This is a genomic window from Halomonas sp. YLB-10 (assembly GCF_003856855.1).
GTDB classification, from domain to species: Bacteria; Pseudomonadota; Gammaproteobacteria; order Pseudomonadales; family Halomonadaceae; genus Halomonas; species Halomonas litopenaei.
In genome coordinates, this window is the sequence record NZ_RRCU01000002.1 from 772,789 (window position 1) to 797,330 (window position 24,542).

General features: G+C 65.1%; 22 protein-coding genes. 4 read left to right on the forward strand and 18 right to left on the reverse strand.

Annotated features, from left to right (window positions below; genetic code table 11):
• Positions 1–32: 32 nt before the first annotated feature.
• The 3 genes from EBB56_RS07255 to EBB56_RS07265 all read right to left on the reverse strand — a co-directional run bounded on the left by EBB56_RS07255 (position 33) and on the right by EBB56_RS07265 (position 3,973).
• Positions 33–212 carry a hypothetical protein gene (locus EBB56_RS07255; protein ID WP_045991250.1) on the reverse strand — a complete coding sequence of 60 codons (180 nt, stop codon included), beginning with the start codon at positions 210–212 and terminating at the stop codon, positions 33–35.
• A 147-nt stretch (positions 213–359) separates the two neighbouring features.
• Positions 360–2,009, reverse strand: a complete 1,650-nt coding sequence (locus EBB56_RS07260) for a BCCT family transporter (protein ID WP_124803560.1) — start codon at positions 2,007–2,009, stop codon at positions 360–362.
• A gap of 296 nt (positions 2,010–2,305) precedes the next feature.
• Positions 2,306–3,973: a BCCT family transporter gene (locus tag EBB56_RS07265; RefSeq protein WP_083970190.1), complete on the reverse strand. Its 1,668-nt coding sequence runs from the start codon at positions 3,971–3,973 to the stop codon at positions 2,306–2,308.
• Between the two features lie 384 nt (positions 3,974–4,357).
• On the opposite strand from EBB56_RS07265, the gene EBB56_RS07270 reads away from it, so the two are divergent.
• Positions 4,358–5,353: an LLM class flavin-dependent oxidoreductase gene (locus EBB56_RS07270; protein ID WP_045991252.1), complete on the forward strand. Its 996-nt coding sequence runs from the start codon at positions 4,358–4,360 to the stop codon at positions 5,351–5,353.
• Positions 5,354–5,384: 31 nt separating this feature from the next.
• Here EBB56_RS07270 and EBB56_RS07275 read toward each other — a convergent pair whose 3' ends face one another.
• The 10 genes from EBB56_RS07275 to EBB56_RS07320 all read right to left on the reverse strand — a co-directional run bounded on the left by EBB56_RS07275 (position 5,385) and on the right by EBB56_RS07320 (position 16,886).
• The gene (locus EBB56_RS07275; protein WP_124803562.1) at positions 5,385–6,956 is read right to left on the reverse strand and encodes an amidase; all 1,572 of its coding nucleotides are present in this window, start codon (positions 6,954–6,956) and stop codon (positions 5,385–5,387) included.
• Positions 6,957–7,057: 101 nt separating this feature from the next.
• Positions 7,058–8,530 (reverse strand): xylulokinase, encoded by a 1,473-nt coding sequence (gene xylB, locus EBB56_RS07280; protein WP_124803564.1) that lies wholly within the window; start codon positions 8,528–8,530, stop codon positions 7,058–7,060.
• Between the two features lie 61 nt (positions 8,531–8,591).
• Positions 8,592–10,064, reverse strand: a complete 1,473-nt coding sequence (locus tag EBB56_RS07285) for a mannitol dehydrogenase family protein (RefSeq protein WP_124803566.1) — start codon at positions 10,062–10,064, stop codon at positions 8,592–8,594.
• 60 nt (positions 10,065–10,124) lie between these two features.
• A complete protein-coding gene (locus EBB56_RS07290; RefSeq protein WP_108132238.1) occupies positions 10,125–10,748 on the reverse strand; it encodes a nucleoside triphosphate hydrolase in 624 nt (207 codons plus the stop codon).
• Between the two features lie 25 nt (positions 10,749–10,773).
• Positions 10,774–11,577 (reverse strand): L-iditol 2-dehydrogenase, encoded by an 804-nt coding sequence (locus EBB56_RS07295; RefSeq protein ID WP_124803568.1) that lies wholly within the window; start codon positions 11,575–11,577, stop codon positions 10,774–10,776.
• On the reverse strand, positions 11,574–12,254 hold the full coding sequence (locus EBB56_RS07300; protein WP_045991258.1) for an HAD family phosphatase: 681 nt from the start codon (positions 12,252–12,254) through the stop codon (positions 11,574–11,576). Before EBB56_RS07300 ends, EBB56_RS07295 begins: the two co-directional genes overlap by 4 nt.
• Positions 12,255–12,263: 9 nt before the next feature.
• Complete coding sequence (locus tag EBB56_RS07305) at positions 12,264–13,406, reverse strand: ABC transporter ATP-binding protein (RefSeq protein WP_045991259.1); 1,143 nt, start codon at positions 13,404–13,406, stop codon at positions 12,264–12,266.
• 203 nt (positions 13,407–13,609) lie between these two features.
• The gene (locus tag EBB56_RS07310) at positions 13,610–14,500 is read right to left on the reverse strand and encodes a carbohydrate ABC transporter permease (protein ID WP_124803570.1); all 891 of its coding nucleotides are present in this window, start codon (positions 14,498–14,500) and stop codon (positions 13,610–13,612) included.
• Positions 14,501–14,556: 56 nt separating this feature from the next.
• The gene (locus EBB56_RS07315) at positions 14,557–15,447 is read right to left on the reverse strand and encodes a carbohydrate ABC transporter permease (RefSeq protein ID WP_124803572.1); all 891 of its coding nucleotides are present in this window, start codon (positions 15,445–15,447) and stop codon (positions 14,557–14,559) included.
• Positions 15,448–15,536: 89 nt separating this feature from the next.
• Positions 15,537–16,886 (reverse strand): sugar ABC transporter substrate-binding protein, encoded by a 1,350-nt coding sequence (locus EBB56_RS07320; protein ID WP_124803574.1) that lies wholly within the window; start codon positions 16,884–16,886, stop codon positions 15,537–15,539.
• Positions 16,887–17,638: 752 nt separating this feature from the next.
• Here EBB56_RS07320 and EBB56_RS07325 point away from each other — a divergent pair.
• Complete coding sequence (locus EBB56_RS07325; protein ID WP_124803576.1) at positions 17,639–18,946, forward strand: nitrate/nitrite transporter; 1,308 nt, start codon at positions 17,639–17,641, stop codon at positions 18,944–18,946.
• Between the two features lie 159 nt (positions 18,947–19,105).
• On the opposite strand, the gene EBB56_RS07330 is transcribed toward EBB56_RS07325, so the two are convergent.
• The 4 genes from EBB56_RS07330 to EBB56_RS07345 form a co-directional block, all read right to left on the reverse strand.
• Positions 19,106–20,065: a sugar-binding transcriptional regulator gene (locus EBB56_RS07330; protein ID WP_045994626.1), complete on the reverse strand. Its 960-nt coding sequence runs from the start codon at positions 20,063–20,065 to the stop codon at positions 19,106–19,108.
• Positions 20,066–20,133: 68 nt separating this feature from the next.
• Positions 20,134–21,489, reverse strand: a complete 1,356-nt coding sequence (locus tag EBB56_RS07335; RefSeq protein WP_124803578.1) for a sensor histidine kinase — start codon at positions 21,487–21,489, stop codon at positions 20,134–20,136.
• Positions 21,486–22,163 carry a response regulator transcription factor gene (locus tag EBB56_RS07340; protein WP_045994628.1) on the reverse strand — a complete coding sequence of 226 codons (678 nt, stop codon included), beginning with the start codon at positions 22,161–22,163 and terminating at the stop codon, positions 21,486–21,488. The genes EBB56_RS07335 and EBB56_RS07340 overlap by 4 nt, the downstream gene beginning before the upstream one ends.
• Before the next feature lie 48 nt (positions 22,164–22,211).
• Positions 22,212–22,601 (reverse strand): PepSY domain-containing protein, encoded by a 390-nt coding sequence (locus EBB56_RS07345; protein WP_240184325.1) that lies wholly within the window; start codon positions 22,599–22,601, stop codon positions 22,212–22,214.
• A 167-nt stretch (positions 22,602–22,768) separates the two neighbouring features.
• Here EBB56_RS07345 and EBB56_RS07350 point away from each other — a divergent pair, with 167 nt between their 5' ends.
• Positions 22,769–23,248, forward strand: a complete 480-nt coding sequence (locus EBB56_RS07350) for a PepSY domain-containing protein (RefSeq protein ID WP_185696399.1) — start codon at positions 22,769–22,771, stop codon at positions 23,246–23,248.
• Positions 23,238–23,591 (forward strand): hypothetical protein, encoded by a 354-nt coding sequence (locus tag EBB56_RS07355; protein ID WP_124803582.1) that lies wholly within the window; start codon positions 23,238–23,240, stop codon positions 23,589–23,591. The genes EBB56_RS07350 and EBB56_RS07355 overlap by 11 nt, the downstream gene beginning before the upstream one ends.
• Positions 23,592–23,625: 34 nt before the next feature.
• Here the strand turns inward: EBB56_RS07355 and EBB56_RS07360 are convergent, their stop codons facing one another.
• Positions 23,626–24,471, reverse strand: a complete 846-nt coding sequence (locus EBB56_RS07360) for an ion transporter (RefSeq protein ID WP_260425302.1) — start codon at positions 24,469–24,471, stop codon at positions 23,626–23,628.
• Positions 24,472–24,542: the final 71 nt, after the last annotated feature.

Sequence of the window (24,542 nt, forward strand, 5' to 3'; positions counted from 1 at the left end):
GGTTCATCCCACGACCGGGGCGTCGAGTACGATCAGGGGTCCACCAACAAGGATAGCGCCAGAGCGACGATACCGACCGTCACGGCGGTTACCACCGCCAGGATGACGATACGGTCCAGCCAGCGATCGAAGGTGACCCAGTTGAATGTCAGCCGCCTGCGACGAGACGGAGGCCCGCGGCGGGTCGCGCCGCGGGCAGGGGGTGAAGACATGGCCGAGATCCTTCCGACGATACCCTGAGCTTACGTCCTGGCACTCTTCCTGACTACCAATGCATCGTAGATACTGCATTTTGCGCCAAGTTTCGTTTGACGGTGCTCGCCCGGGGTCACAGATCGCCGGTGCCGGTCGACGTCACCTCAGTGGTTGATGCGCCGGTTGACCACGTTGGGGGCCCGCCGCAGACGCTCCTCCTCGGCCAGGTTGCCGGCCTCGAACGGATCCGCGCCCACCGGGGTCTCGCCATGCTGACGGTACAGCTGTGACAGCATGTTGCGGCGATCCGCCTGCAGCTCCTTGACCAGCACGAACATCATCCCGAACAGGATGAACGAGAACGGCAGGGCCGCCAGCACGGCGGCGGACTGCAGTCCCTTGAGCCCACCTGCAGCGATCAGCGTCAGACAGATGGCGGCAATCAACAGCCCCCAGCAGATCCGCTTGTACAGCGGCGGAGCGATGGAGCCATGGTCGGTCATCTGGGCGACGATAAAGGAGGCGGAGTCTGCCGAGGTGACCAGAAAGATGAAAATCAGGATCATGGCGAGCACCGACAGCACCGTGGAAAACGGCATCAGGTCGAACATCTCGAACAGTGCCACGGTGATATTGTCCTGGGTGGCGGCGGCCAGGCCGGCATCACCGCCCAGCTCCATATGCAGGGCCGCCCCGCCGAACACCCCGATCCACAGACACGCCAGCAGCGGCGGCACCACCAGCACACCGAGTACGTACTCGCGAATGGTCCGTCCCCGCGAGACCCGAGCCACGAAGGTGCCGACAAAGGGCGACCAGGCGATCACCCACGCCCAGTAGAAGATGGTCCAGCTGGAAGCCCAGGGGTCATCGTTGTAGGGCGACATCTTGAGGCTCATGCCGATGAAATTCTGCAGGTAGTCGCCGATGCCCAGGGTGATGGTCTCGAGGATCTTGACCGTGGGGCCGGTGAACAGCACGTACAGCATCATCGCGATGCACAGCGCCATATTGAGGTTGGACAATCGCTTGATGCCCTTGTCGAGCCCCGACCAGGTCGAGGCCATGTACGCCACGAACATCACCCCGAGGATGCCCGCCTGCCAAAGGCCGCTTTCCGGCAGTCCGAAGACCGCATTGAGGCCACCATTGACCTGCAGGACCCCGAGCCCCAGCGAGGTCGCCACCCCCATCACCGTGGCGACCACGGCGAAGATGTCGAGCCAGTCGGTGTAGGGGCGCAGCGCCGGGCGCTTGGCGGTCATCGACGACAGCACCGAGGAGACCAGCCCGGCCTGGTCCTTGCGGAACTGGAAGTAGGCGATGATCAGCCCGACCAGCGAGAATGCCGCCCACTGGTGCACCCCCCAGTTGAAGTAGCTCATCTGGATGGCGTAGCGCGCCGCTTCCACGCTTTCGGCGGGGACCGCGCCATAGGGAGGCTCGGCGAAGTGGGTCATGGGCTCGGCCATGCCGTAGAACACCAGACCGACGCCGAAGCCGGCCGCCAGTAACATGCTGATCCAGGAAAAGGTGCCGTAGGTGGGGGTGCTATCCTGGGGCCCCAGGCGCACCTTGCCGTACTTGCTCATCGCCAGCGCCACCAGAAAGATGACGAAGGCGAACACCGCCATCAGGTAGAACCAGCCAAAGTAGTGGGTCACCTGGCTCAGCGCGGTGTTGGCGGCGTCACCGAAGGCGTCGGGGAAACTGGCGCCCACGGCGACCAGGGCGATGATGATAAGGGCAGATAGACGAAAGACGCGATCCTTGCCAGACAGCGGCAGGCGCTCCTGCAGCGCTCGACCGTTCATGGACACTCCTTGCCAGACGGCGGTCATGATGTGAGGGGCGTAGCACCCTAACAAAAGTCGGACTCTCCATCACGGTAGGCGAATATTCGATTCGGCACAAAAAAATGCCGGCACCCTGGGGTACCGGCAATAGTGTCGGAAATAGTGCCTCCAATAGCGCCGTCAGTTGACGACATAGCAGAAGGCCCGCCATGGGGCGGGCCTTCTGGTTTCCTGCGGTCAGGTCTGGCTCCGCCTGTCCCTTACCAGCCGGGGCTATCAGAGACGGGTGATCGAAGCCCGACCGCCACTAGTGGTTACTGCGGTTTCGGTGTGGCCATCGCCTCGCTGGAGCCACCCTCCTCACTGTCATCCATTTTCAGCGCTTCCTCGGGGGGCTCCATGCCTTCGGTCTTGGCCTGGTCACGCGCCTCGAAGGCGTCTGCACCGACCGGCATCTCGCGGTAGTGCTGATAGAGACCGTCGAGCATCAGCTTGCGATCCTTGCGCAGCTCTCTCACCAGTACGATCACCATCATGTAGAGGATGAAGGTGAACGGCAGCGCCGACAGTACCGATGCCGACTGCAGTCCCTTGAGGCCGCCAGCGGCGATCAGCGTCAGGCAGATGGCGGCGATCAGCACACCCCACAGCACCCGCTTGTAGAGGGGAGGATTGATCGAGCCGTTGTCGGTCATCTGGGCAACGATATAGGACGCCGAGTCTGCCGAGGTCACCAGGAAGATGAAGATCAGCATCATCGCCATCACCGACAAGAGTCCCGAGAAGGGCATCAGATCGAACATCTCGAACAGCGCCACGGTGATGTTGTCCTGGGTCGCCTGGGCCAGGCCGAGGCCCTCGTTGGCCAGCTCCATATGGATGGCGGTGCCACCGAACACGCCCAGCCACAGGCAGGCCAGCAGTGGCGGCACGAACAGCACGCCGAACACGTACTCCTTGATGGTGCGCCCCTTGGAGATGCGCGCCACGAAGGTGCCGACAAAGGGCGACCAGGCGATGACCCAGGCCCAGTAGAAGATGGTCCAGTTCTGGGCCCAGGGATTATCGTTGTAGGGCGACATGCGCAGGCTCATCACGAAGAAGTTCTGCAGGTAGTCGCCCAGTCCCAGGGTGATGGTCTCCAGCAGCTTGATGGTGGGGCCGGTGGCCAGCACGTAGACCATCATGGCGATACACATGATCATGTTGAGGTTGGACAGTCGCTTGATCCCCTTGTCCAGGCCCGACCAGGTGGACGCCATGTAGGCCAGGAACATGCAGAACAGGATGATGAACTGCCATAGGCCGTTCTCCGGGATGCCGAACACCGCGTGCAGGCCGCCGTTGGTCTGCAGCACGCCCAGCCCCAGCGAGGTCGCCACCCCCATCACCGTAGCCACCACGGCAAAGACGTCCAGGGCGCCGTTGAACTTGCGCAGCCCAGGTCGCTTGGCGGTCAGCGGACGCAGCACCACCGACACCAGGCCCGCCTGCTCCTTGCGAAACTGGTAGTAGGCGATGATCAAGCCCACCAGGGCGAAGGCCGCCCACTGATGAATCCCCCAGTTGAAGAAGCTGTACTGAATCGCGTAGCGGGCCGACTCCGCGCTTTCCGGCGTCATGTCGGCGTAGGGTGGTGCAATATAGTGGGTCATGGGCTCGGCCATGCCGTAGAACACCAGGCCAACCCCGAAGCCGGCAGCAAGCAGCATGCTGACCCAGGAAAAGAAGCCGTATTCTGGCTTGCCGTCCTGCGGCCCCAGGCGCACCTTGCCGTACTTGCTCACGGCAAGGCCGAGCAGAAATACCACGATGCCGGTGACCGACAGCAGATAGAACCAGCCAAAATAGTGGGATACGCCTCCCAGGGCGCGACTGGCGACTTCGCCGAAACCTTCAGGGAACATGGCCCCCAGGGCCACCAGGATCAGGATGATGATCGCGGAGACGTAAAAGACCCGCTGTCCTTCATTGCGTTGCATATCGCCTTCCTTTTGTTCGACTGCTTGTTGGAAGGCCTGTGCAGCGCCGCTCCGGCGAAGACCACGCTCGGACGCTCCTTATCGAACGCTTCTGCCCGGGCATTCGCCGAGCAGCCTTTGCAGACCCGTACTTTGATAACCGTTAGGTTGTTATCTATCATCCCCGGGCAGCCCACCGATCCGGCTTGGCACTAAGCTGACACTGGACTGCCACTGGAGAGTCGAAGCACCGATGAGGCACCTCGGTGACATCATAGTGAAGTTCGCCACCAAGACAGCGGAATCCACCACCCGCCAGTCGGCGCAGCAAAACATCCGCCAAATTCGTCGCCTCAGGTACGAATTTTCCCGGCCAAAAGCCCGGCCCAAAAGAAGGAGAGCCCCATGGCCCGTCTCGACACTACGCCCCTTTCGGTCCTGGACCTGGCGCCGATCCGGGATGGAGGCACCGTCGCCGACAGCTTCCACGACAGCGTTGCCCTCGCCCGCCTGAGCGAATCGCTTGGCTTCACCCGCTACTGGCTGGCCGAACATCATGGGCTGGAGGGGATCGCCAGCGCGGCGACCTCGGTACTGATCGGACACCTGGCGGAGAAGACCTCACGCATCCGCGTGGGCAGCGGCGGCATCATGCTGCCGAACCATCCACCGCTGGTGATCGCCGAACAGTTCGGCACCCTGGAGACGCTCTATCCGGGCCGCATCGATCTGGGGCTGGGCCGGGCTCCGGGCTCGGACGCGGCCACCATGGCGGCGATGCGCCGCGATCCACACGCTGGCGTCGAGGACTTCCCCCAGCGTCTGGCCGAACTGGAAGGCTTTCTTGGCGAGGCCCGACCGGAGCAGCGGGTCCGGGCGGTGCCCGGCCAGGGCACCCGAGTACCGATCTGGCTGTTGGGCTCGAGCCTGTACAGCGCCCAGCTGGCCGCCCACAAGGGGCTGCCCTTTGCCTTCGCCGCCCAGTTCGCCCCGGCCCAGCTCGACGAAGCGCTGGCCATCTATCGCCGCGACTTCCGCCCCTCCGAGGTGCTCGCGGCGCCCTACGCCATGGTCGGTCTGCCGGTGCTGGCCGCCGCTACGGACGAGCGCGCCGACTACCTCGCCAGCACCGCAAGGCAGAAGTTTCTGGGCCTGATTCGCGGCCAGCGCGGACGCGCCCGGCCACCGGTGGCGACGCTGGACTGGAGTTCCATGGAGCGCGCCCAGGTGGAAGGGTTTCTTGGCGCCGCGGTGATCGGCAGCCCGGCGACGGTGCGCGACGGTCTGGAGCGCCTGCTCGAACGCACCCAGGCCGATGAGCTGATGATCAACACCGACACCTATGCCCTGGAGGATCGCCTCGAGAGCTACCGCCTGGTCGCTGAGGTATGGCAGGGCTGAGCCCCGCCCGGCAACGTGGCGCGACGGGGCCTCAACGCGGCGGGTGAGCCCCGGGCGTACGCCATTCGGGCTCGCGCGCGAGCCAGTCGGGAGCGGCCTGCTCGAAGGCATGAGCCCAGCGCAGCAGGTCGCGATCACGACGATGGGGAGCGATGAGCTGGACGCCCATGGCCTGGCCGCGCGGGTTGAAGCCTGCGGGCAGATTGATCACCGGGCACCCCGACAGGGAGCCGGCGATCACCACCTCCATCCAGCGATGGTAGCTGTCCATCGTGCGCCCGGCGATCTGCCCGGGCCAGGGTGTGTCGACGTCGAAGGCAAATACCTGGGCGCTGGGCAGGGCCAGCGCATCGAAGCGCTCGAACAGTCCGAGCAGGCAGGCGTACCAGGCACTGCGCTCGACGTTGGCACGGTGCACATCCAGCGCCGTTCGGCCCATGCCCTGCTCGACCTCCCAGCAGGCCTCGGGCTTGAGCTGGCAACGACGGCTATCGTCGGCCCAGACCTCTGACAGACTGCCCGCCACCGCCCACTGGCGCAGCACCAGCCAGCTTTGCCACAGCCGTTCGGGTGCCATCTCCGGCACCACCGGCTCGACCCGAGCACCGAGGCGCTCGAACACCGACAGCGCCCCCTGACAGACGTCCAGCACACCCTCTTCCATCGCCAGGTAGCCCTGCCAGTCGCCGAGCCAGCCGATACGCAGGCCCGACGCCGCGTCAGCGTCATCGAACGGATCGGCGAGACGCTCGGGATCATCGGCGAGTGACAGGGGAGCGCGGGGGTGGGCCCCGGCCTGGGTCGCCAGCAGCCTGGCAAGGTCGCCGACGCTGCGCGCCATGGGCCCTTCGGTGGCCAGCTGATGGCCGAAGATATCAGGGCCTGGACCATGGGGAACGCGACCGAAGGAAGGCCTCAACCCGAACAGGTTGTGGTAGGCGGCAGGGTTTCGCAAAGACCCCATCATGTCGCTGCCATCGGCCACCGGCAGCATGCGCATGGCCAGGGCGGCAGCGGCCCCGCCGCTGGAGCCACCGGCGCACAGGGCGGGATCGAAGGCGTTGCGGGTCGCGCCGAAGACGCGGTTGTAGGTCTGGGAACCGAGGCCAAACTCCGGCGTGTTGGTCTTGCCGACAAAGATGGCGCCGGCCTCGCGCATCCGCCTGACCATGATGCCGTCCTGCTGCGGCACCTGACCCTTGAACAAGGGCGAGCCCATCGAGGTCGGCAGGTCACGCGTGGCCGAAAGGTCCTTGATCGCCTGGGGAATGCCGTGGAGCCAGCCGCGAGAGCGCCCCGCCGCCAGTTCGCGGTCGCGCTCCCCGGCCTCGTCCATCAGCACCTCGTGGTCTCGGCGAGAGACGATGGCGTTGACCACCGGGTTGGCCGCGTCGATCTGTGCCAGGTAGGCGTCCATCACCTCGCGGCAACTAAGCTCTCGTGCATGGATCGTCCGAGACAGCGCAAGCGCCCCCAGGGCCAGGATCTCGCGCTGGGCAGGGCTGGTGGCGCCCTCGCCCACGGACGGAGCAGAGGATGAAGCGCCGGGCGGTGAGGTGGGCGAATCAGACGGTAAAGGTGACGATGGCGGTGGAATAGGCATGGCGTCCTCGCTGCACGGCATTGAGACGAGCGGGCTGGCCCGACTTGCTCCAACGCTAGCCGGCAGAGCCTCAGCTGTCACTTATGCAAGCGCCTCAGCTGTCATCCATGCAGACGATCGAGGGCGACCAGCCAGCCCAGGTAGACCTCACCATAGCGCTTGACTCGGCCTGCGTCGGGCTCGGCCCGGGAGCCTTCATCCAGCTGCACCAGCGTCTGACACAGCTCGTCCAGCTCGCCCTCCCTGGCACACCAGGCCGCCTGGATGGCGCCGCCAAGCGCGGCGGCGTCGGTCACCCGGGGGCACACCACCTCGGTGGCGGTGATGTCCGCCACCATCTGGCGCCAGGCGGCGCTGTGGGCGCCGCCGCCGATCAGCCGAATCTGGCGTGCCTGGTCGGCCAGCGGCCCCATCAGGTCAAGGCCGTAGCGCAGACAGAAGGTAGCGCCCTCCACCACCGCGCGACACAGATGGGCGGGGCTGGTGTTGCGGCTGGTCAGGCCGAGAAAGGAGGCGCTGGCCTCGGGCAGGCTCGGTACCCTTTCGCCGTTGAAGAACGGCAAGACCGTCACGCCATCGGCGCCGACAGGCGCCTGGGCCAGGGCCTGGTTGAAGCCCGCCAGGTCGAGACCGAACAGCTCACGCACGCGATTGGTGGCCGAGGTGGTGTTCATGGTGCAGACCAGCGGCAGCCAGCCCGCGTGGCTGGCGCAGAAGTTGGCGACCATGGCCGAATCGGCCAGCACCGGGTGATCGGAGTGGGCGCAGACGGTGCCCGAGGTGCCAAGGCTCATGGTCACCTTGCCCGGCACGATGTTGCCGGTGCCGATGGCGCCGAGCATATTGTCTCCGCCGCCGCTGGCGACCGCGACGCCAGGGGAAAGCCCCAGCTCCCGGGCCAGCACCGGCCGGACCTGCCCTGCCGTGTCGCGGGACTCGATCAGTCTTGGCAGCACCCGGGCCGGGTCCAGCTCAGGGGCGATCAACTGCCACACCTCAGGACTCCAGCGCCGTGGGCGACTATCGAAATAACCGGTACCCGAGGCGTCTCCCGCCTCGCTGACACGCTCGCCGGTCAACCACAGATTGAGGTAGTCGTGGGGTAACAGCACGCCATCCACGCGATCATAGATGTCGCGATGATGCTCGCGCAGCCAGGCCACCTTGGAGGCGGTGTAGCCGGTCTGAGGCACCAGGCCGAGCCGCGCCAGGCAGCCCTCTTCCCCGCCCAGAGCGCCGATCAGGGCCTGGTTGTGGGCATGGGTCTCGGTATCGCACCACAGCTTGGCCGGGTACAGCACCTGGTCCCTGGCATCCAGCGCCACCATGCCATGCTGCTGGCCGGAGACACCGATGCCTCGGATATCGCCGGCGCTGACACCGGCCGACGCGATCGCCGCGCGGAAGGCGCCGATAAAGGCCTCGATCCACTGTGCCGGGTCCTGCTCGCGCCGTCCCCTGGCGCCCTCGATCATGCGGTGGGGTCGACTGGCCTCGCCGGTGGTGGCGCCACGCGCCAGATCCACCACCACCACCTTGGTGCTCTGGGTGCCACAATCCACACCGAGATACATGAAAAGATTCCTCGTTGGCGCATCGACACGGTGCGTCGAAGCCGACGCGCTCAGCGGTGGGTCAGGACGCCAGCGCCTCCAGGGTCGCCCTGGCGCCCTTGTCCTGCAACAGCTTCAGCGCCTCGACGTAGGCCACCACGAAGCGCGGCGAGTCGGCGAGATCCCCGAACAGCTCACGATTCTCGATAAAGGCGGTGGGGTGCTCGCGCTGGGAACCGGCGAGCTCGGTCAGCCGATCCTTCCAGCGATCTACGATCGCGATGGGCTGGCCCTGCTCGTCCACGCCTTCGGCGTAGCGCGCCCAGCTTGCCACCACCGCGGCAGAACGCTTGAGTTCACCGCCGTGTTCGAGCTGGTGACGAATGACCGGCAATAGCCACTTCGGGATTCGGTCCGAGCTTTCAGCACAGAGTCGCGATAGCGTGTCTCTCACCTCGGGATTGGCGAAGCGCTCGATCAGGGTGTGCCGGTACTGATCGAGATCGACGCCAGGGACCGGAGGCAGTGTCGGGCTGCCCTCCTCGGCCATGTAGCCAAGCAGGAAGTCGATGAACAGCGGGTCCTGACAGACCTCATGGGCGTAACGATAGCCGGCCAGGTAGCCGACATAGCAAAGCGCCTGGTGGCCTGCGTTGAGCAACCTGAGCTTCATCAGCTCGTAGGGCTCGACGTCCTCGACCAGCTGCACGCCGACCTCATCAAACGCCGGTCGGTCACTGGCAAAATGATCCTCCAGCACCCATTGGGTGAAGGGTTCGCAGATCACCGGCCAGGCGTCTTCCAGTCCGAAGCGCTCGGAAAGTTCCTCGATGTCGCCCGGCGTGGTCATCGGCGTGATGCGATCGACCATTGAACTGGGGAAAGGCACTTCCGCCTCGACGTACTGCCCGAGCGCGCGATCACGAGCGTAGGCAAAGGCCGTGAACATGCGCCTCGCTACCTCGCCGTTGCCCGGGATGTTGTCGCAGGACATCACCGTGAAGGGCGGGATGCCGCGCTCGCGCCGGCGCTCGATCGCCGCGACGATCAGGCCAAAACTGGTACGCGGACGCTCGGGGTTGCACAGGTCATACACCACCTCGGCGGCATCGAGATCGAACTCGCCGGTGACCGGGTGGACGTTGTAGCCGCCCTCGGTCACCGTCAACGAGACGATCCGGATGGTCGGGTCCGACAGGGTCTCTATCACCGCCTCGGGGTCGTCCGGCGCGAAGCGGTAATCGATGATCGAACCGATGACGCGGGGTTCCAGCGCGCCATCGGGATGCTTGACCACCAGGGTATAGAGGTGGTCCTGGCTGGCCAGCGCCTCCTGCATGCGCTTGTCGCCTGGCATCACGCCGATGCCGACGATACCCCAGTCATGGGCCTGCCCGGCTTCCATCAGACGATCCAGGTACATGGCCTGATGGGCCCGATGAAAACCGCCGACGCCGAAATGGGCGATTCCCGGTGTCAGCGCCCGACGATCGTAGCTGGGCACCGAGAGATGCGGAGCGAGGCCAGCCAGTTCCGCGTTGCAAAGTCGTGTCATGAAGGCTCTCCGCCAGATGAACAATGAGAAAGCAGAGCCGCTTTCCAAAAATGGGATTGGCTAGTGCCAGTGGAGATCGGCGGTGATCGAGCGGGTCTTGATCAGGCGCGCGTTGAGCATGTCCTTGTCCCGGGTCTTGGCGATGGCCCCGGCCTGGTCCTGGCCCATGCCGAGCCAGCGCTCGATCAATCGCTGCTCGAGCACCGTATCGGCGACCTCGAGAAACAGGCTGAAGTCGAAGTAGTCCGCCAGCGCCGGCCAGGGCCCGTGATCCAGCAGCAGGTAGTTGCCCTCGACGATCAGCACCCGATGACCGGGCGTGATCACCCGGGCGCCCGCACGCGCCAGGTCCAGCGGTCGGTCGAATACCGGTACGGCCACGTCCCGGTCGGCTCGCTTCAGCCGCGCCAGGTCATGGCGCAGGCCATCCACATCGAAGGTTTCCGGCGCGCCCTTGATGGGCAGCAGCCCCTGCGATTCGAGCACGCCGTTGTCGAAGTGATAGCCATCCATGGGCACCACCTCAGCGACGCCGGGTTGCCGCTCGTTGAGCTGACGCGCCAGCCAGGCGGAGCGAAAGGACTTGCCGGCCCCCGGCGGGCCGGCCAGAGCAACGATATAGCGCGCCCTGCCCTCGCTGCGCGTCAGCAGTTCGTCAGCGATCGCTTCCATGGTGGGGGTCATCTGTCACCTCGCTCGTGCCCGTGGCTCAACTCATCCAATTGCCGCCATCGACGTTCAGGGTCTGGGCGATGACATAGTCGCTGTCGGCGCTGGCCAGAAACACCGCAGCGCCGGCGTAGTCGTCCGGTCGCCCCATGCGGCCACAGGGCACCGCCTCGCCGACCAGTCGCTTCTTCTCGCCGAGGGGGCGTCCCTCGTAGCGGGCGAACAGGGCATCGACCTCGTCCCACATGGGGGTATCGACCACCCCCGGGGCGATAGCGTTGACACGGATACCGTGGCGAATCAGGTCCAGCGCGCAGGACTGGGTCAGACTGATCACCGCTGCCTTGGTGGCGCAGTAGGTGCTGACCAGAGGCTCGCCACGCCGCCCGGCCTGGGAGGCCATGTTGATGACGACACCGCCACGTTTCGCCTCGACCATGGCCCTGGCCACCGCCTGCAGGGTGAAGAACAGTCCCTTGACGTTGACCGCGAACTGGCGCTCGAAGTCGGCCTCATCCACCTCGAGCACCGGCGCCATGCCAAATACCGCCGCATTATTGACCAGCACGTCGATAGCGCCAAAACGTTTCTCTACCTTTCGAACCATAACAGTGATGGCGGCGTTGTCGCGGACATCCAGCGCAGTACCCATCGCACGCTCGCGGTCGAAACCTTCCAGCGCCTCGTCGATGGCCTCGCTGTCGAGATCGGCGATCACCACGCGCGCGCCCTCCTCAGCGTAACGCCGGGCGATGGCGAGCCCGATCCCGCGTGCACCACCGGTGATCACGGCGGTCTTGTCCTGGAGCTTGCCCGCCACCGGGCCAACAGAGCCGTCTTTCATGCGCTGGCCTGCTGACGCTGCTGCCAGTTGGACACCAGGGCGGGCAATTGCGCCATATGGGTCATCACCTGCCACACACCGAGTTGGCTCAGCCGTTCGGCGTGATCGGCGGGCAGATGGCTTGCCCCGACGAAGCCGATGACCGTCATGCCGGCGGCCAGCGCGGCGCTGGCACCGGCGATGGAGTCCTCGACCACCAGGCAGGCACCAGGGCTGACCCCCAGGGTCTCGGCGGCCAGCAGGTAGACGCCGGGATCGGGCTTGGGCTTGTCGACCTGCTCGGCACAGAAGATCGGCGCCGTGCCCAGCACCTGATCCAGACCAGTGCGCGACAACGAGGCGACGACCCGCTGACGACGACTGTTGGAGACCACCGCCTTGGCACCGGGAATCGCCGACAGCGCCTGCGCCACGCCATCGATGGCGGTGAGTTCGCGAGCGAGGCGGGCTTCGATCTCGTCGTCGAGCAGGGCCAGCGCGTCCTTGGGCAGCGCGTGGGCGCTCTGGCCGTCGAGAAGTTCGAGAATCGCCGCGGTGGTGCGGCCCAGGGCTTCATTCAGGGCCGCCTCGACGTCGAGGTCGGGTAGCCACTCGGCCAGCCGCTCGGCCAGGGTCGCCTCGGCGATCACCTCACTGTCCACCAGCACGCCATCGCAGTCGAAGATCAGGGTCGTCATGGTCGCTCCTCAGGCTTCCGCGGTACTGGCGGCACGATTGTCCTGGCGGGTCAGAGATGCCAGCGGGTGACGCTCCAGGCTTGCCAGCGCCAGACCCTGCTCACCGAACAGATGTGCCCGGCCCGGCTCGAAGCCGAAGCGGATCTCATCTCCCACCCGGTGGGTCACGTCGCCATCCACCATCAGCGTCAGCAAGTCGCCGTCCATCTCCACGTACAGCGAGGTCTGTCCGCCCAGCCGCTCGATCACGCTGACGCTGGCCTTCAGCGGTCCCTGGTCGTCGAGCATCAGATGCTCGGGACGGATGCCGAGCTCCAGCGCCTGGCCCTGGGCCACCTCGTCACCTTCCACCGGCACCTTGACGGTATCGCCGCCCGGCACACGCACCTCGACCCCCTGGGCGTCGCCGGCAACGGCTTCGACCTTCAGGAAGTTCATCTTGGGCGAGCCGATGAACCCCGCCACGAAACGATTGCGCGGATGGTGATACAGCTCCATCGGCGAGCCGACCTGTTCCACCACGCCGCCCTGGAGCACCACGATCTTGTCGGCCATGGTCATGGCCTCGATCTGGTCGTGGGTCACATAGATCATGGTCGCCTTGAGCTCTTCGTGCAGACGCGCCAGTTCGATGCGCATCTGTACCCGAAGCGCCGCGTCCAGGTTGGACAATGGCTCGTCGAACAGGAAGATGCTGGGGTTGCGCACGATGGCGCGGCCGATCGCCACACGCTGGCGCTGACCGCCGGAAAGCGCCTTGGGCTTGCGCTCGAGCAGCGGCTCCAGCTGCAGGATCTTCGCCGCGTCCAGCACTTTCTGGCGGCGTTCCTGCTGGGACACCCCCGCCAGCTTGAGGCTGAAGCCCATGTTGTCCTCCACCGTCATGTGGGGGTACAGCGCATAGCTCTGGAACACCATGGCCAGCCCCCGCTCCGCCGGCCCCAGGTCATTGACCCGCTGGCCGTCGATGACGATATCGCCGTCACTGGTGCTTTCGAGTCCCGCGATCATCCGCAAAAGGGTCGACTTGCCGCAGCCGGACGGGCCGACGAAGACCACGAATTCCTGGTCCTTGACCTCCAGATCGACGCCCTTGATGACGTGGGTGTCGCCGAAGCTCTTGACCACCTGGTTGAGTGTCAGTGTTGCCATCTTGTTGTCCTCGAAGTTCTGTCAGGGGCGCCTCGGCGCCGCCTGAAATATCTGTCTGCCGGTGCGTCGTTCACCGCGCCGAAGATCGGTTTTTTCATCGCGCCGAAGCTCGGTCACTTCACCGCGCCAAAGGTCAGGCCACGGACCATCTGCTTTTGGGCTTGTGAAGAGCGCCAGCCGAAGCTTCTCGTCGATCAGTTCGCTCACTTCACCGCGCCGAAGGTCAGACCACGGACCATTTGCTTTTGCGTGAGCCACCCAAAAATCAGGATCGGCGCGATGGCCATGGTCGAGGCCGCCGACAGCTTGGCCCAGAACAGTCCCTCGGGGCTGGAGAAGGAAGCGATGTAAGCGGTCAACGGCGCCGCCTGAGAGGTGGTCAGGTTCAGGCTCCAGAAGGCCTCGTTCCAGCTCAGGATCACCGACAGCAATCCGGTGGAAGCGATCCCCGGCAGGGTCAGCGGCAGCAGCAGATACCACACCTCCTGGAAGGTGCTGGCACCGTCCATGCGGCCCGCTTCCAGAATCTCCCTGGGCAGGTCCTTGAAGAAGGTGTAAAGCATCCACACCACGATCGGCAGGTTCATCAAGGTGTAGACGATGGTCAGGCCGATTCGGGTATCGAGCAGGCCGAAGTCGCGAAACAGCAGATAGATCGGTACCAGCACACCCACCGAGGGCAGCATCTTGGTGGACAGCATCCACAGCAGGGTGCCCTTGGTGCGCTTGGTCGGCAAAAAGGCCATGGCATAGGCCGAGGGCACCGCGATCAACAGCGCCAGCAGGGTCGAACCAAAGGAAACGACAACACTGTTCCAGGCGAACTTGAGATAGTCGGCCCGCTCCTGTACCTCGACATAGCTTTCCAGCGTCGGGGTGAAGATCAGGCTGGGATCGGCGATGGCCTCGGCTTCGGTCTTGAAGCCGGTGACGATCATCCAGAAGATCGGAAAGAAGATGATCAGGGCCACGCCCCAGCCCAGCAGGGTGATGCCGAACTTGCGCCTGCGCTGGGCGCGCAGGGCCGAGGCATCTCGCCCGGCGTCGGCGACCGGCGCCTTGACGCTGTCGCCGGTGGTAGTGGTGGTGGTCATGTGGTGCACCTCGTCAGCTTGTTGTTGGTCGATGGGTCGTCAGCGGCCGCAAGGCGCTACTGCTCGAGGTTCTTGGCCACCATGCGCACCAGGAAGATGGCGACGATGTTGGCCAGGATGATGGCGATGACGCCGCCGGCGGAGGCGGTGCCCACGTCGAAGTCGAGCAGCGCGCGGATGTAGATCAGGTAGGCCAGGTTGGTGGTGGCCAGCCCCGGTCCGCCCGAGGTGGTGACGAAGATTTCGGCGAAGATCGTCAGCAGGAAGATCATCTCGATCATCACCACCACACTGATGGCACGCTTCAGGTGCGGCAGGGTGATGTAGAAGAAGATCGCCACCGGGCCCGCACCATCCATGCGCGCAGCCTCGACCTGGTCGTCGTCCAGCGACTGCATCGCGGTCAGCAGGATCAGCAGCGCAAAGGGCAGCCACTGCCAGGACACGATGATGATGATCGAGGTCAGCGGCAGGCTCGAGAACCAGTCCATCGCCGGCAGCCCCAGGCTCTCGGCGAGCCAGGCGAATACGCCGTTGGCCGGGTGCATCATCATGTTCTTCCACACCAGGGCGCTGACCGTGGGCATCACGAAGAACGGCGAGATCGCCAGCACTCGGGCGACGCCGCGCCCCATGAAGTCCTGCTGGAACAGCACCGCCAGCAGGGTGCCACCGACCACGGTGATGGCCAGTACCCAGCCCACCAGCAGCAGGGTGGTGCCCATCGCCGACCACAGCGCCGGGTCGGTCAGCAGGTATTCGTAGTTCTCGAAACCGGCAAAGCCGGTCATGCTCGGCATCAACAGGTTGTAGCGCTGAAACGAGAACCAGACGGTCATCGCCAGCGGCACGATCATCCACAGCAGCAGCAGAGTAACGGCCGGCGCCTGCAGCGAGAGGGTGCGAAGCCCTCCGACGGTGCGCCCGGAAGTACGGTTCTTGTTCATGGGGGATCACGCTTGGTCAGGCCTGCGGGGTAAGTCCGCAGGCGATCGGAGCCAGGGGCCGACCGTGGAGGCCGGCCCGCGAACGAGCTTCAGTCGGTGTAGCCGGCGCGCTTCATGGTGCGCTCGGTAGCCCGCTGGGCGGCGGACAACGCCTGCTCGACGCTGGTCTCGCCGGTCAGGGCCGAGGCCACCATCTGGCCGACCTGGGTGCCGATGGCCTGGAACTCGGGGATGCCGACGAACTGGACGCCCACGTAGGGGTTCGGCTCGAGGCTCGAGTCGAGCGGGTCGGCCTTGCTGATGGCGTCGACCACGAAGCTGGCGAAGGGCGCGGCCTCGATGTACTCGGCGTTGTCGTAGGTGGACTGGCGGGTGCCGGGGGGCACGCTGGTCCAGCCTTCACGCTCGCCGACCAGGGCCACGTACTCCGGCGAGGTGGCCCAGGTCACGAACTGACGAGCCGCATCCTTGGCATCCGAAGAAGCGGGAATGGCCAGCGCCCAGGCCCACAGCCAGTGAGAGCCCTTGGGGGTCTCGGCCACCGGCGCCGGGGCGAAGCCCAGTTGGTCAGCGACCTGGGACTCATCGGCATCGAACAGCTTGCCCGCCGCCGAGGTGGCGTCCACCCACATGGCACAGTTGCCGCGCGAGAACAGCGCCAGGTTTTCGTTGAAGCCGTTGGAGCTGGCACCGGCCGGACCGTAGTTGTCGAGCAGGTCGACGTAGAAGGCGACCGCCTCCTGCCAGGCCGGGCTGTCGATCTGGGCGTTCCAGTCCATGTCGAACCAGCGACCGCCGAAGGTGTTGGTCAAGGTCGAGACGAAGGCCATGTTCTCGCCCCAGCCCGGCTTGCCACGCAGACAGATGCCGGCCACTTCGCCGTCGTCGTCATGCAGGGCTTCTGCCCAGTCGCGCACCTGACTCCAGGAGGGCTGCTCGGGCATCTCGATACCGGCCTCGGCGAACAGATCCTTGCGGTAGTAGAGCATCGAGCTTTCGGCGTAGAACGGCAGCGCGTAGAGGCTGCCTTCGTGGCTCAGGCCATCGCGCACGGGTCCCAGCAGGTCATCGACCTGATAGCTCTCGGGCAGATCATCCAGCGGCTCGAGCCAGCCTCGCTCGGCCCAGATCGGGGCCTCGTAACTGCCGATGGTCATGACGTCGAACTGGCCACCCTGGGTGGCGATATCCGTGGTCATGCGCTGACGCAGCACGTTCTCTTCCAGTACCACCCAGTCGAGGGTGATGTCCGGATGCGCCTTCTCGAACGCTTCGGTCAGGCTCTGCATGATCACCATGTCGTTGTTGTTGACGGTGGCGACGGTGATGGTCTCGGCCTGGGCGGCTGACGCGCCCAGCGACAGCACCAGCGCGCTTGCCGGCACCAGCGGCCTGGACAGCGCCGCGCAAAGAGGACGGAGGGTGTAAGACGGCTTCATGGCGCACTCCTGATCGTTACCCGCTTGGCGGGGATATTGTTGTACCGCCGACGCGAATCCTCGGACTCGTCGTGGTGGTCGGGCATTGCGTGCATCCGAGCAAGCCAACGCTGCGGATACCTCTCCCAGAAAATGATCAATCAAATCACTTGATGATCAAATGATCGAACACAGCCACACAAAACGCAAAGCCGATAGCTTTAGACTTTAGCGGTACACGGACGCCTTTCAGCCCCTGCCCCGGCAACCACTCATCGACGTAAATCAGCCAAACGTCTGGCCTTCACCGAGCTCGCACAAAACAGCAAATATTAGATATTCAGCCTCTTCATTACCTTGTTGTTTAAAGGCTTTTCATCCTCCCATGGTATTTTCCCGCCCTTGGCTTCAGCCTGGCCCCTTACCTCGAAAAGCCGTTGTAACAGTCAGCACTTTCTTTAAAATCAATCGACTAACCCAATCCTCTCCTTGTTTTCCATATATAGAAATCTTATTCCCTATATGGAATAAAATTGACGCTCTCAGACCCGCCTCCTAGGCTTCGATCGATCGCTGATCCGGCAGTTCGATGCGTCCTTTGCGGCACTTCTGCAGATCCACCGCGCGACCTGTCATTTATTTCCCTGCCTTCTCGTCCGGTGCCCCGGGGCCCTTGCGTGAAGCGCCGGCCAGGGCCTCGCCGAGCATGCCTGCAGGCCCCACGCCACCACGCATGCCACGCCAATCGATCCTGGATCGAGGGAGCCACAACAATGCCAGACCACGCTGCTCTGCCTCCGGCCATCGCCAACAAGTCCAATCGCAAGCGCTACTTCCAGTTCAGTCTGATGCTGCTGGCGGCCGGGTCCATCTATCCCCTGCTCTACCTGCGCCAGAATTTCGAAACACCGATCCTCGAGGTCTTCAACATCACCTCGAGTGAACTCGGTAACTTCTATTCCATGCTGGGTGTCGTGTTCTTCCTGTGCTACCTGCCCAGCGGCTGGCTCGCCGACAAGTTCTCGCCCCGCCTGCTGGTGACGGTCTCCATGGCCGGCACCGGGCTGCTCGGATTACTGTTCGCGACCATCCCTTCCGGCGTCATGCTGACGATGGTCTTTCTCGGCTGGGGACTGACCTCGGGGCTGACCTTCTGGTCGGCGATGCTGAAGGGGGTGAAGATGCTGGCCAAGAAAGACGAGCAGGGCCGCTTCTTCGGTATCCTCGATGGCGGGCGCGGACTGATCGAGGCGATCCTGGCAACCATTGCGATCAGCCTGTTCGCCTACTACCTCAACGACCAGCAGGACAACACCACCGAGGCGCTCAAGGTGGTGGTCTACATGTATTCGTTCACCTGTCTGGTGATCGCCGCCTTGACCTTCATTTTCTTCACTCGCCATGACGGCTCCGAGATACGCGCCAAGAAGATCAAGACCAGCGGCAATGTACTCGCCGACCTCAAGCATCTGGCGTCGATTCCGGCGCTGTGGCTGGTTGCGCTTATCATCCTGTGCGGCTACCAGCTGTTCTGGGCGACCTATTCCTTCTCGGCCTATGTCCAGGAGGGATATGGCGTCACCGCCGTCGCCGCCGGCGCCATCACCGTGGCCAAGCTGTGGATGCGCCCTATCGGCGGCATCACCGCCGGCTTTCTCGGTGACCGCTTCGGCAAGACCAATGTGCTGGCACTGCTGTTTTTAGGCGCCACCGCCTTTCTGGCCACCTTGATCCTGATGCCGACCTCGGTAGGCACGGTGGCCTTGCTGGCGGTGGTGCTGATGATAGGTGTGCTCACCTATGCGTTGCGCGGACTGTACTGGGCGATACTCGACGACTGCGATATTTCCATGGAGGTGGCGGGACTGGCCATCGGCGTAATCTCGCTGCTCGCCTACACCCCGGACATCTTCCTGCCGCAGATCTACGGCTTCCTGTCGGCACGCTTCGAGGCGGTCACCGCCTACCAGCTGTACTTCGGCTACATCGCCTGCATGGGCATCGTCGGGATGCTGGCATCGCTCAAGCTCAAGGCGATCACCGCGCGCAAGGAGCAGCAGTTGCAGCACCAGCAGGCGTGAAGGCATGAAGGCAAGCAGGCCAGATCCACACGAAGTGACGAAGAAGCGCGTCAGACAACACCCTCGCGCCCCGGCGAGCCGCCGGGGCGCGAGGGTGTCAGGAAGGGCGCCAGGAAGGGGGCCAGGCAAAGGCGCTCGACGATACAGCAGCCGTGCTGCCTAGATTTGCGAGGAAAGGCGCTCGACGATATAGCGCGCCGCCTGATCGTCGGTGATCAGACTGGTCAGCCAGCCGCCGCGCAGCGCGGCCAGGATGGCCGGCCCCTTGTCGCGGCCACCGGCCACCGCCACCATCGCCTGACGCTTCAGCGTGGTCAGCGGCAGGCTGGTCACTCGCTGACTGGTGGAGCAGTCGATCAACCGGCCATCGGCATCCATCGGCCAGCCCACCAGCTCTCCCACGGCGTCCAGCGCCAGCAGCTCGTCGAGTTCCGACTCGCTGATGAAATGATCCTGAAACAGCGTCGCCTGGCGATCGATCCGCCCTACCCCGACGAAGGCCGCGCTGGCCTGCTCGGCCACCTCGCCGATGGCGCGGAACAGCGGCTGTGCCGCCAGCGCCCGCTTCTCCTCGACCGAACTGGCGACCACCGGCGTCGGCAGCAGGTAGCGCTCGCCACCGGTCTTGTCCGCCGCCACCATGACCCCGTCGTAGCGGTTGGACGAGCCGTCCCTGGCCACGTTACCGACCAGTGAGACGAAGCGATGACGTGGACGGTCGATCCGGCTCAGGGCCTCCACCGTCGCACGAATCGAGCGGCCGGAGCCCAGCGACAGGGTCTGCGGCTCGCTGCGCTCGATGATGCGTGACAGACGCTCGGCGCCGGCCACCGCCAGGTAGGGGGTACTGTCCTCAGCGGTGGCGGACGCAGGCACCACGTCGCAGTAGTCCAGTTCGAAGCGTTCACGGATGGCCTGGGACAGTGCGGTGCAGTGGGCCACGGGGTGGTCGATATGGACCTTGACCAGGCCTTCCTGCCTGGCCAGCGCCAGCAGTCGCTGCACGCCCGGCCGGGAGACCCCAAGCTGTGCGGCGATCTCATCCTGCGTCTGTCCACCCACATAGGAAAGCCAGGCGGCTCGTGCGGCCTGGTCCAGCTTGACCTCGAACTTGTCCACGCATCGTCTCTCTGGCTGATCGTACAGCCTGCATCATCGCAAGCCAGGGACACCGGCACAACGCAGGCTTACTCGGCTGGCGCCTTTTCCAGCAAGCCGCCGGGCAGCGTGACGCTTACCCTCAGTCCACCAAGCGCCGCACGATCCAGGGTCATCGTACCGCCGTACAGTGACACCAGTTCCTCGACGATGGAAAGCCCCAGCCCACTGCCGGGGCGGCGCTCATCCAGACGCACGCCGCGCTTGAGTACCGCCTCACGCTCTTGCGCGCTCATGCCCGGACCGTCATCTTCCAGCCGCAGGCGCACGCTGTCCCTCTCGAGCCAGAGATCGAGCTCGACCCGGGTACGCGCCCAGTCGATGGCGTTCTCCAGCAGGTTGCCGGTCAGCTCCTGCAGATCGTTGGGATCGATGCGCAGCGCCAGCCCATCCGCCACGCGGGTCTCGAGACGGATACCGCGACGCGTGGCCAGCCGAGACAGGCCGTCCAGCACCGGCGCCAGCACCCTGGCCAGACGTACCCTGGCGGCCAGGGCGGCGCTGCCGACGGCGCTGGCACGGGCCAGGTGGTGGCGCACGGCAGCATCGATACGTCCTAGCTCCTGGCGCATCCTGGCTCGCTCGGTCTCGGGAAGGCGTTCCGCCTGGGTCATCAATACGCTGACCGGCGTCTTGAGCGCGTGGGCCAGATTGCCGGCGGTGGCGCGACCGCGCTCGATCAGCCGCCGGTCATGGTCGAGCACCTCGTTCATGGTCACCGCCAGTTCCGCGAGCTCGGTCGGCAGCCGGGTATCGAGGCGCTCCCGCTGGCCGCCCTTGACCGCCGCCAGATCCGCGTGAAGCGACCTCAAGGGCGCCAGCCCCCAGCGGATCTGCAGCGCCAGACCGGTCAGCAACAGCACGCCGAGCCCAAGCAGCGACAGCCATAGCAGCCATTCGAAGCGTGCCACTTCGGCATCGAGCTCCTGACGGCTGACCGCCAGGCTGACGTGAACGGGGTGGGGATGTCCCGACAGCCTGAGGGAACGCTCGACCAGCCTCAGCCACTGCCCACGAGGCCCTTCGATGGTGCGCCAGACGGTGTCCGGGGAGGCGGTGATCGGCAGGCGCTGATCCCATAGCGAACGTGAGCCCCGGGACAGGCGCTCGCCGTCGCTGATCTGCCAGTACCAACCGGAGAACACCTGATCGAAGCGCGCATCGCCGAGACTGTCGTTGACCACCAGGGCACCGCTCTGGGGATCCCGATCCAGGGCCGCCAGCAGCACCCGGTGCATCGACGACAGGCGTTCGTCGAACGAGGCCGAGGCGGATTCGCGAAAGCTGTAGGACAGCCCACCGCCGACCAGCGGCAGGATCACCAGCACCAGCACCAGCGACGCCAGCAGCAGCCGCCGGGTCAGCGAACCGCGCGGCGGCGTCACGGCGCATCCTCTCCCGCCGGGGTCACCAGGCGATAGCCCTCGCCGCGCCGTGTCTCGATCCGCTCGCTGCCGAGCTTGCGCCGCAGGCGACTTATCTGGACGTCGATGACGTTGGAATCGGGTTCATGGTCACGGTCGTAGACGTGCTCGGCCAGCTCGGCGCGACTGACCACCCGCTCGCGGGCGTGCATCAGGTAGGACAACAACCGTGACTCCTGAGCCGTCAGCGCCACCGGCCTGCCGGCCAGCGTCACGGCCCCCGTGTGGGTGTCGAAGCTGAGCGCCCCGGCGCTGAGCACCGGGTGGGCGTGGCCGTGGCTGCGGCGCACCAGGGCCCGCAGCCGGAACATGACTTCGGCGGTCTCGAAGGGTTTGGTGACGTAGTCGTCGGCCCCGGCAGAAAAGCCCGCAGCCTTGTCGGACCAGCGCTCTCGCGCGGTCAGCACCAGTACCGGCAGGTCGATGTCGTCGTCGCGCCACTGGGCCAGCCAGCGCGTGCCATCGCCATCCGGCAGTCCCAGGTCGAGCACGACTGCGTCGTAGCGCTCGGTGCGCAGCAGAAAATCCGCCTCGCCTCCGGTCGCCGCGACTTCCACCAGCAGCCCGCCTTCCTCGAGGGAGGCGGCGAGCGCTTCGCTCAGCGCCTGGTCATCCTCGACCAGCAGAATCTTCATGCCACCCCTCCTCCGGCGTAATCCCTGTATTGCGGTGATCCCCGCGGGCTAGTCCGTGTTCTGCGGCGAGGGGCGCTGCATGGCATCGATGCCGACCCCTTCGATGCTCAACAGCTCACCACTGCCCGCGTCGAACTCGAACTCCACGACCTGTCCCTGAGCGCCGACCAGTTCGATCTCGTAGAGGATTCTGCCGTCGTCACGTTCGAGCTCCACTTCGAGCACCTGACCGTCGTAGCGCTCATCGAGCCAGTCCAGCAGCGTCGGCAACGCCACCAGCCGGCCTTCACGCACCTCTTGGTGCAAGTCACGCCAGTCGTCATCCGCGCGGGCGAAACTGATTCCCAGCGACTCGCTCGCCAGCGCCGCGAGGCTGACGTCGTCACTCGGGCGCGGGGCCTGGGCCAGGCTCGCGGCCATCACGGACGTGCATAGCAAGAAAAGTGTCTTGGAGGTCATGAGGCGAAGTCTGACCCACTGCAGATGAATGAAAGATGAACGATCCCGTCAGGCTGGCGACAGGTCCCCCCTGTCAGGATGGTCCCACTCGCCGAGATCACCAAGCACACGGTGAGCTTACCTCAACAGCGAATGGAGTCCCCAGCATGAACAAGACTGTCACCCTGAGCCTGGCCGCCCTGACCTTGAGCGGCACCCTCGCCACCACCGCCATGGCCGACGATGAAGCCGTCAACCGGGAGGAGATCGACCGCCTGCTGGCCAGCACCGGGGAGTACGGCTTCACCCACTACGATGAGCTGGGTATCGACGACGGCGATCGTTTCGAGGCGGAAGGCTGGCGCGACGACGGCTGGCGCCTGGACGTCGACATGGACCTCAGCGACGGCAGCCTGCTGGGCGAACAGCGGCGCCAGAGCGAAATCCCGACCTGGAGCCTCAGCGGCGACGATGTCGGCAAGGCGCTGGACGCCGCCCAGTCGGCCGGCCTGGAACTGTTCAGCTCGCTGGATGTCGACCGTACAGGTGATATCGAGATCGAAGGCTACGACGCCCAGCACCAGGAGCTCGAGGTCCGCCTCGATCGCCATACCTTTGACGTGACCGGAGTCCAGCATGACGACTGATCATTCCTTCAGCACCGACGACTACCAGCACAACGCCGCCTGGAGGGCGGCGTCCCGCTGGCAGCAACGCGCTCGCCAGGCACGCCCCACCCGCCGGATGGGTGGCTTCAAGCTGGCTCTCGCCACCCTGGTCGGCGCCATCACCCTGGTGCTGGCCACCATGATGGCCCTGGTGCTGAGCCTGGTGGGACTGGCGCTGATGCCGCTGGTGCGTCACCGCATGAAGAAGCGCATGGAGGCCTACCGCGCCGATCATGCCGACGACATCACGCCTGGGGCGACCACCCGAGCCCCCGGTCAGGACGATGCCCGCGTTTGGGAAGGCCAGTATGAGGTCAAGTGAAGCACCCGGCGGGCGATGCAGCGGCGAGTGTGCGTCACTCGCGCGGATCGCCTCCCGGCAGCCGTTCGGGACCGGGCTCGGGCACCTGATCTGACCCGCCTGCCCGGTCTTCGCGGGCAACCTGCCCGCTTGACGGGGCGTCGCTGCTGGCATCGAGTGCCCCCCTCAGGGCCACCACCTCGGCCTTGAGTTCTAGCACCTCGCGGTGCAACTCTCGCAGCATGTCTCGATTGACCCGATGCAGCCGTTCGGACTCGTCCTCCTGATCATCGATGAACAGTGAACCGACGTAGGCCGCGAAGCTACCGAACAGACCCACACCGGCCACCATCAACAGCGCCGCCACGACCCGTCCCAGCGACGTCACCGGATAGTAATCGCCGTACCCCACCGTGGTGACGGTGACGAAGGCCCACCACAAAGCCTCTTCGGCGGTATCGATGGCGCTTTCCGGGTTGGGGCCTTCCACCACCAGGATCACCACCGAGCCGAAGATCAACAGCAGTACCGTGGCCGAGGCCACCGAGGCGAAGATGCCCTTGGCCTTGTTGCGAAACAGCAGGTTCCAGATCAGGTGTACCGACTTGATCGCGCGCAGCATGCGGATGATCTGCACTACGCGCACCAGACGGCCAGCCATGAAGAAGCTCACCGGGATGCTCGCCAGCAGATCGATCCAGCCCCAGCGCATAAAGCGCCACTTGCTTTCCGCACGGTGGAACCGGATGCAGAAGTCGGCAAAGAAGAAGCCGCAGACCACCAGGTCCAACTTGAAAATCAGGTCATCGACCTCCGGCGGCAGGTCATTCAGCTCCTGCACCGCCATGGCACCAAGCACGTAAAAGGAGAGGATCAGAATCAGGATCTGAAATGGGGTCAAGCGCTCTTGTTTCATGGGGTTCGACATCGACCGGGAAGCAGAATCACGACCTTACGCGATGCACCGGAAGC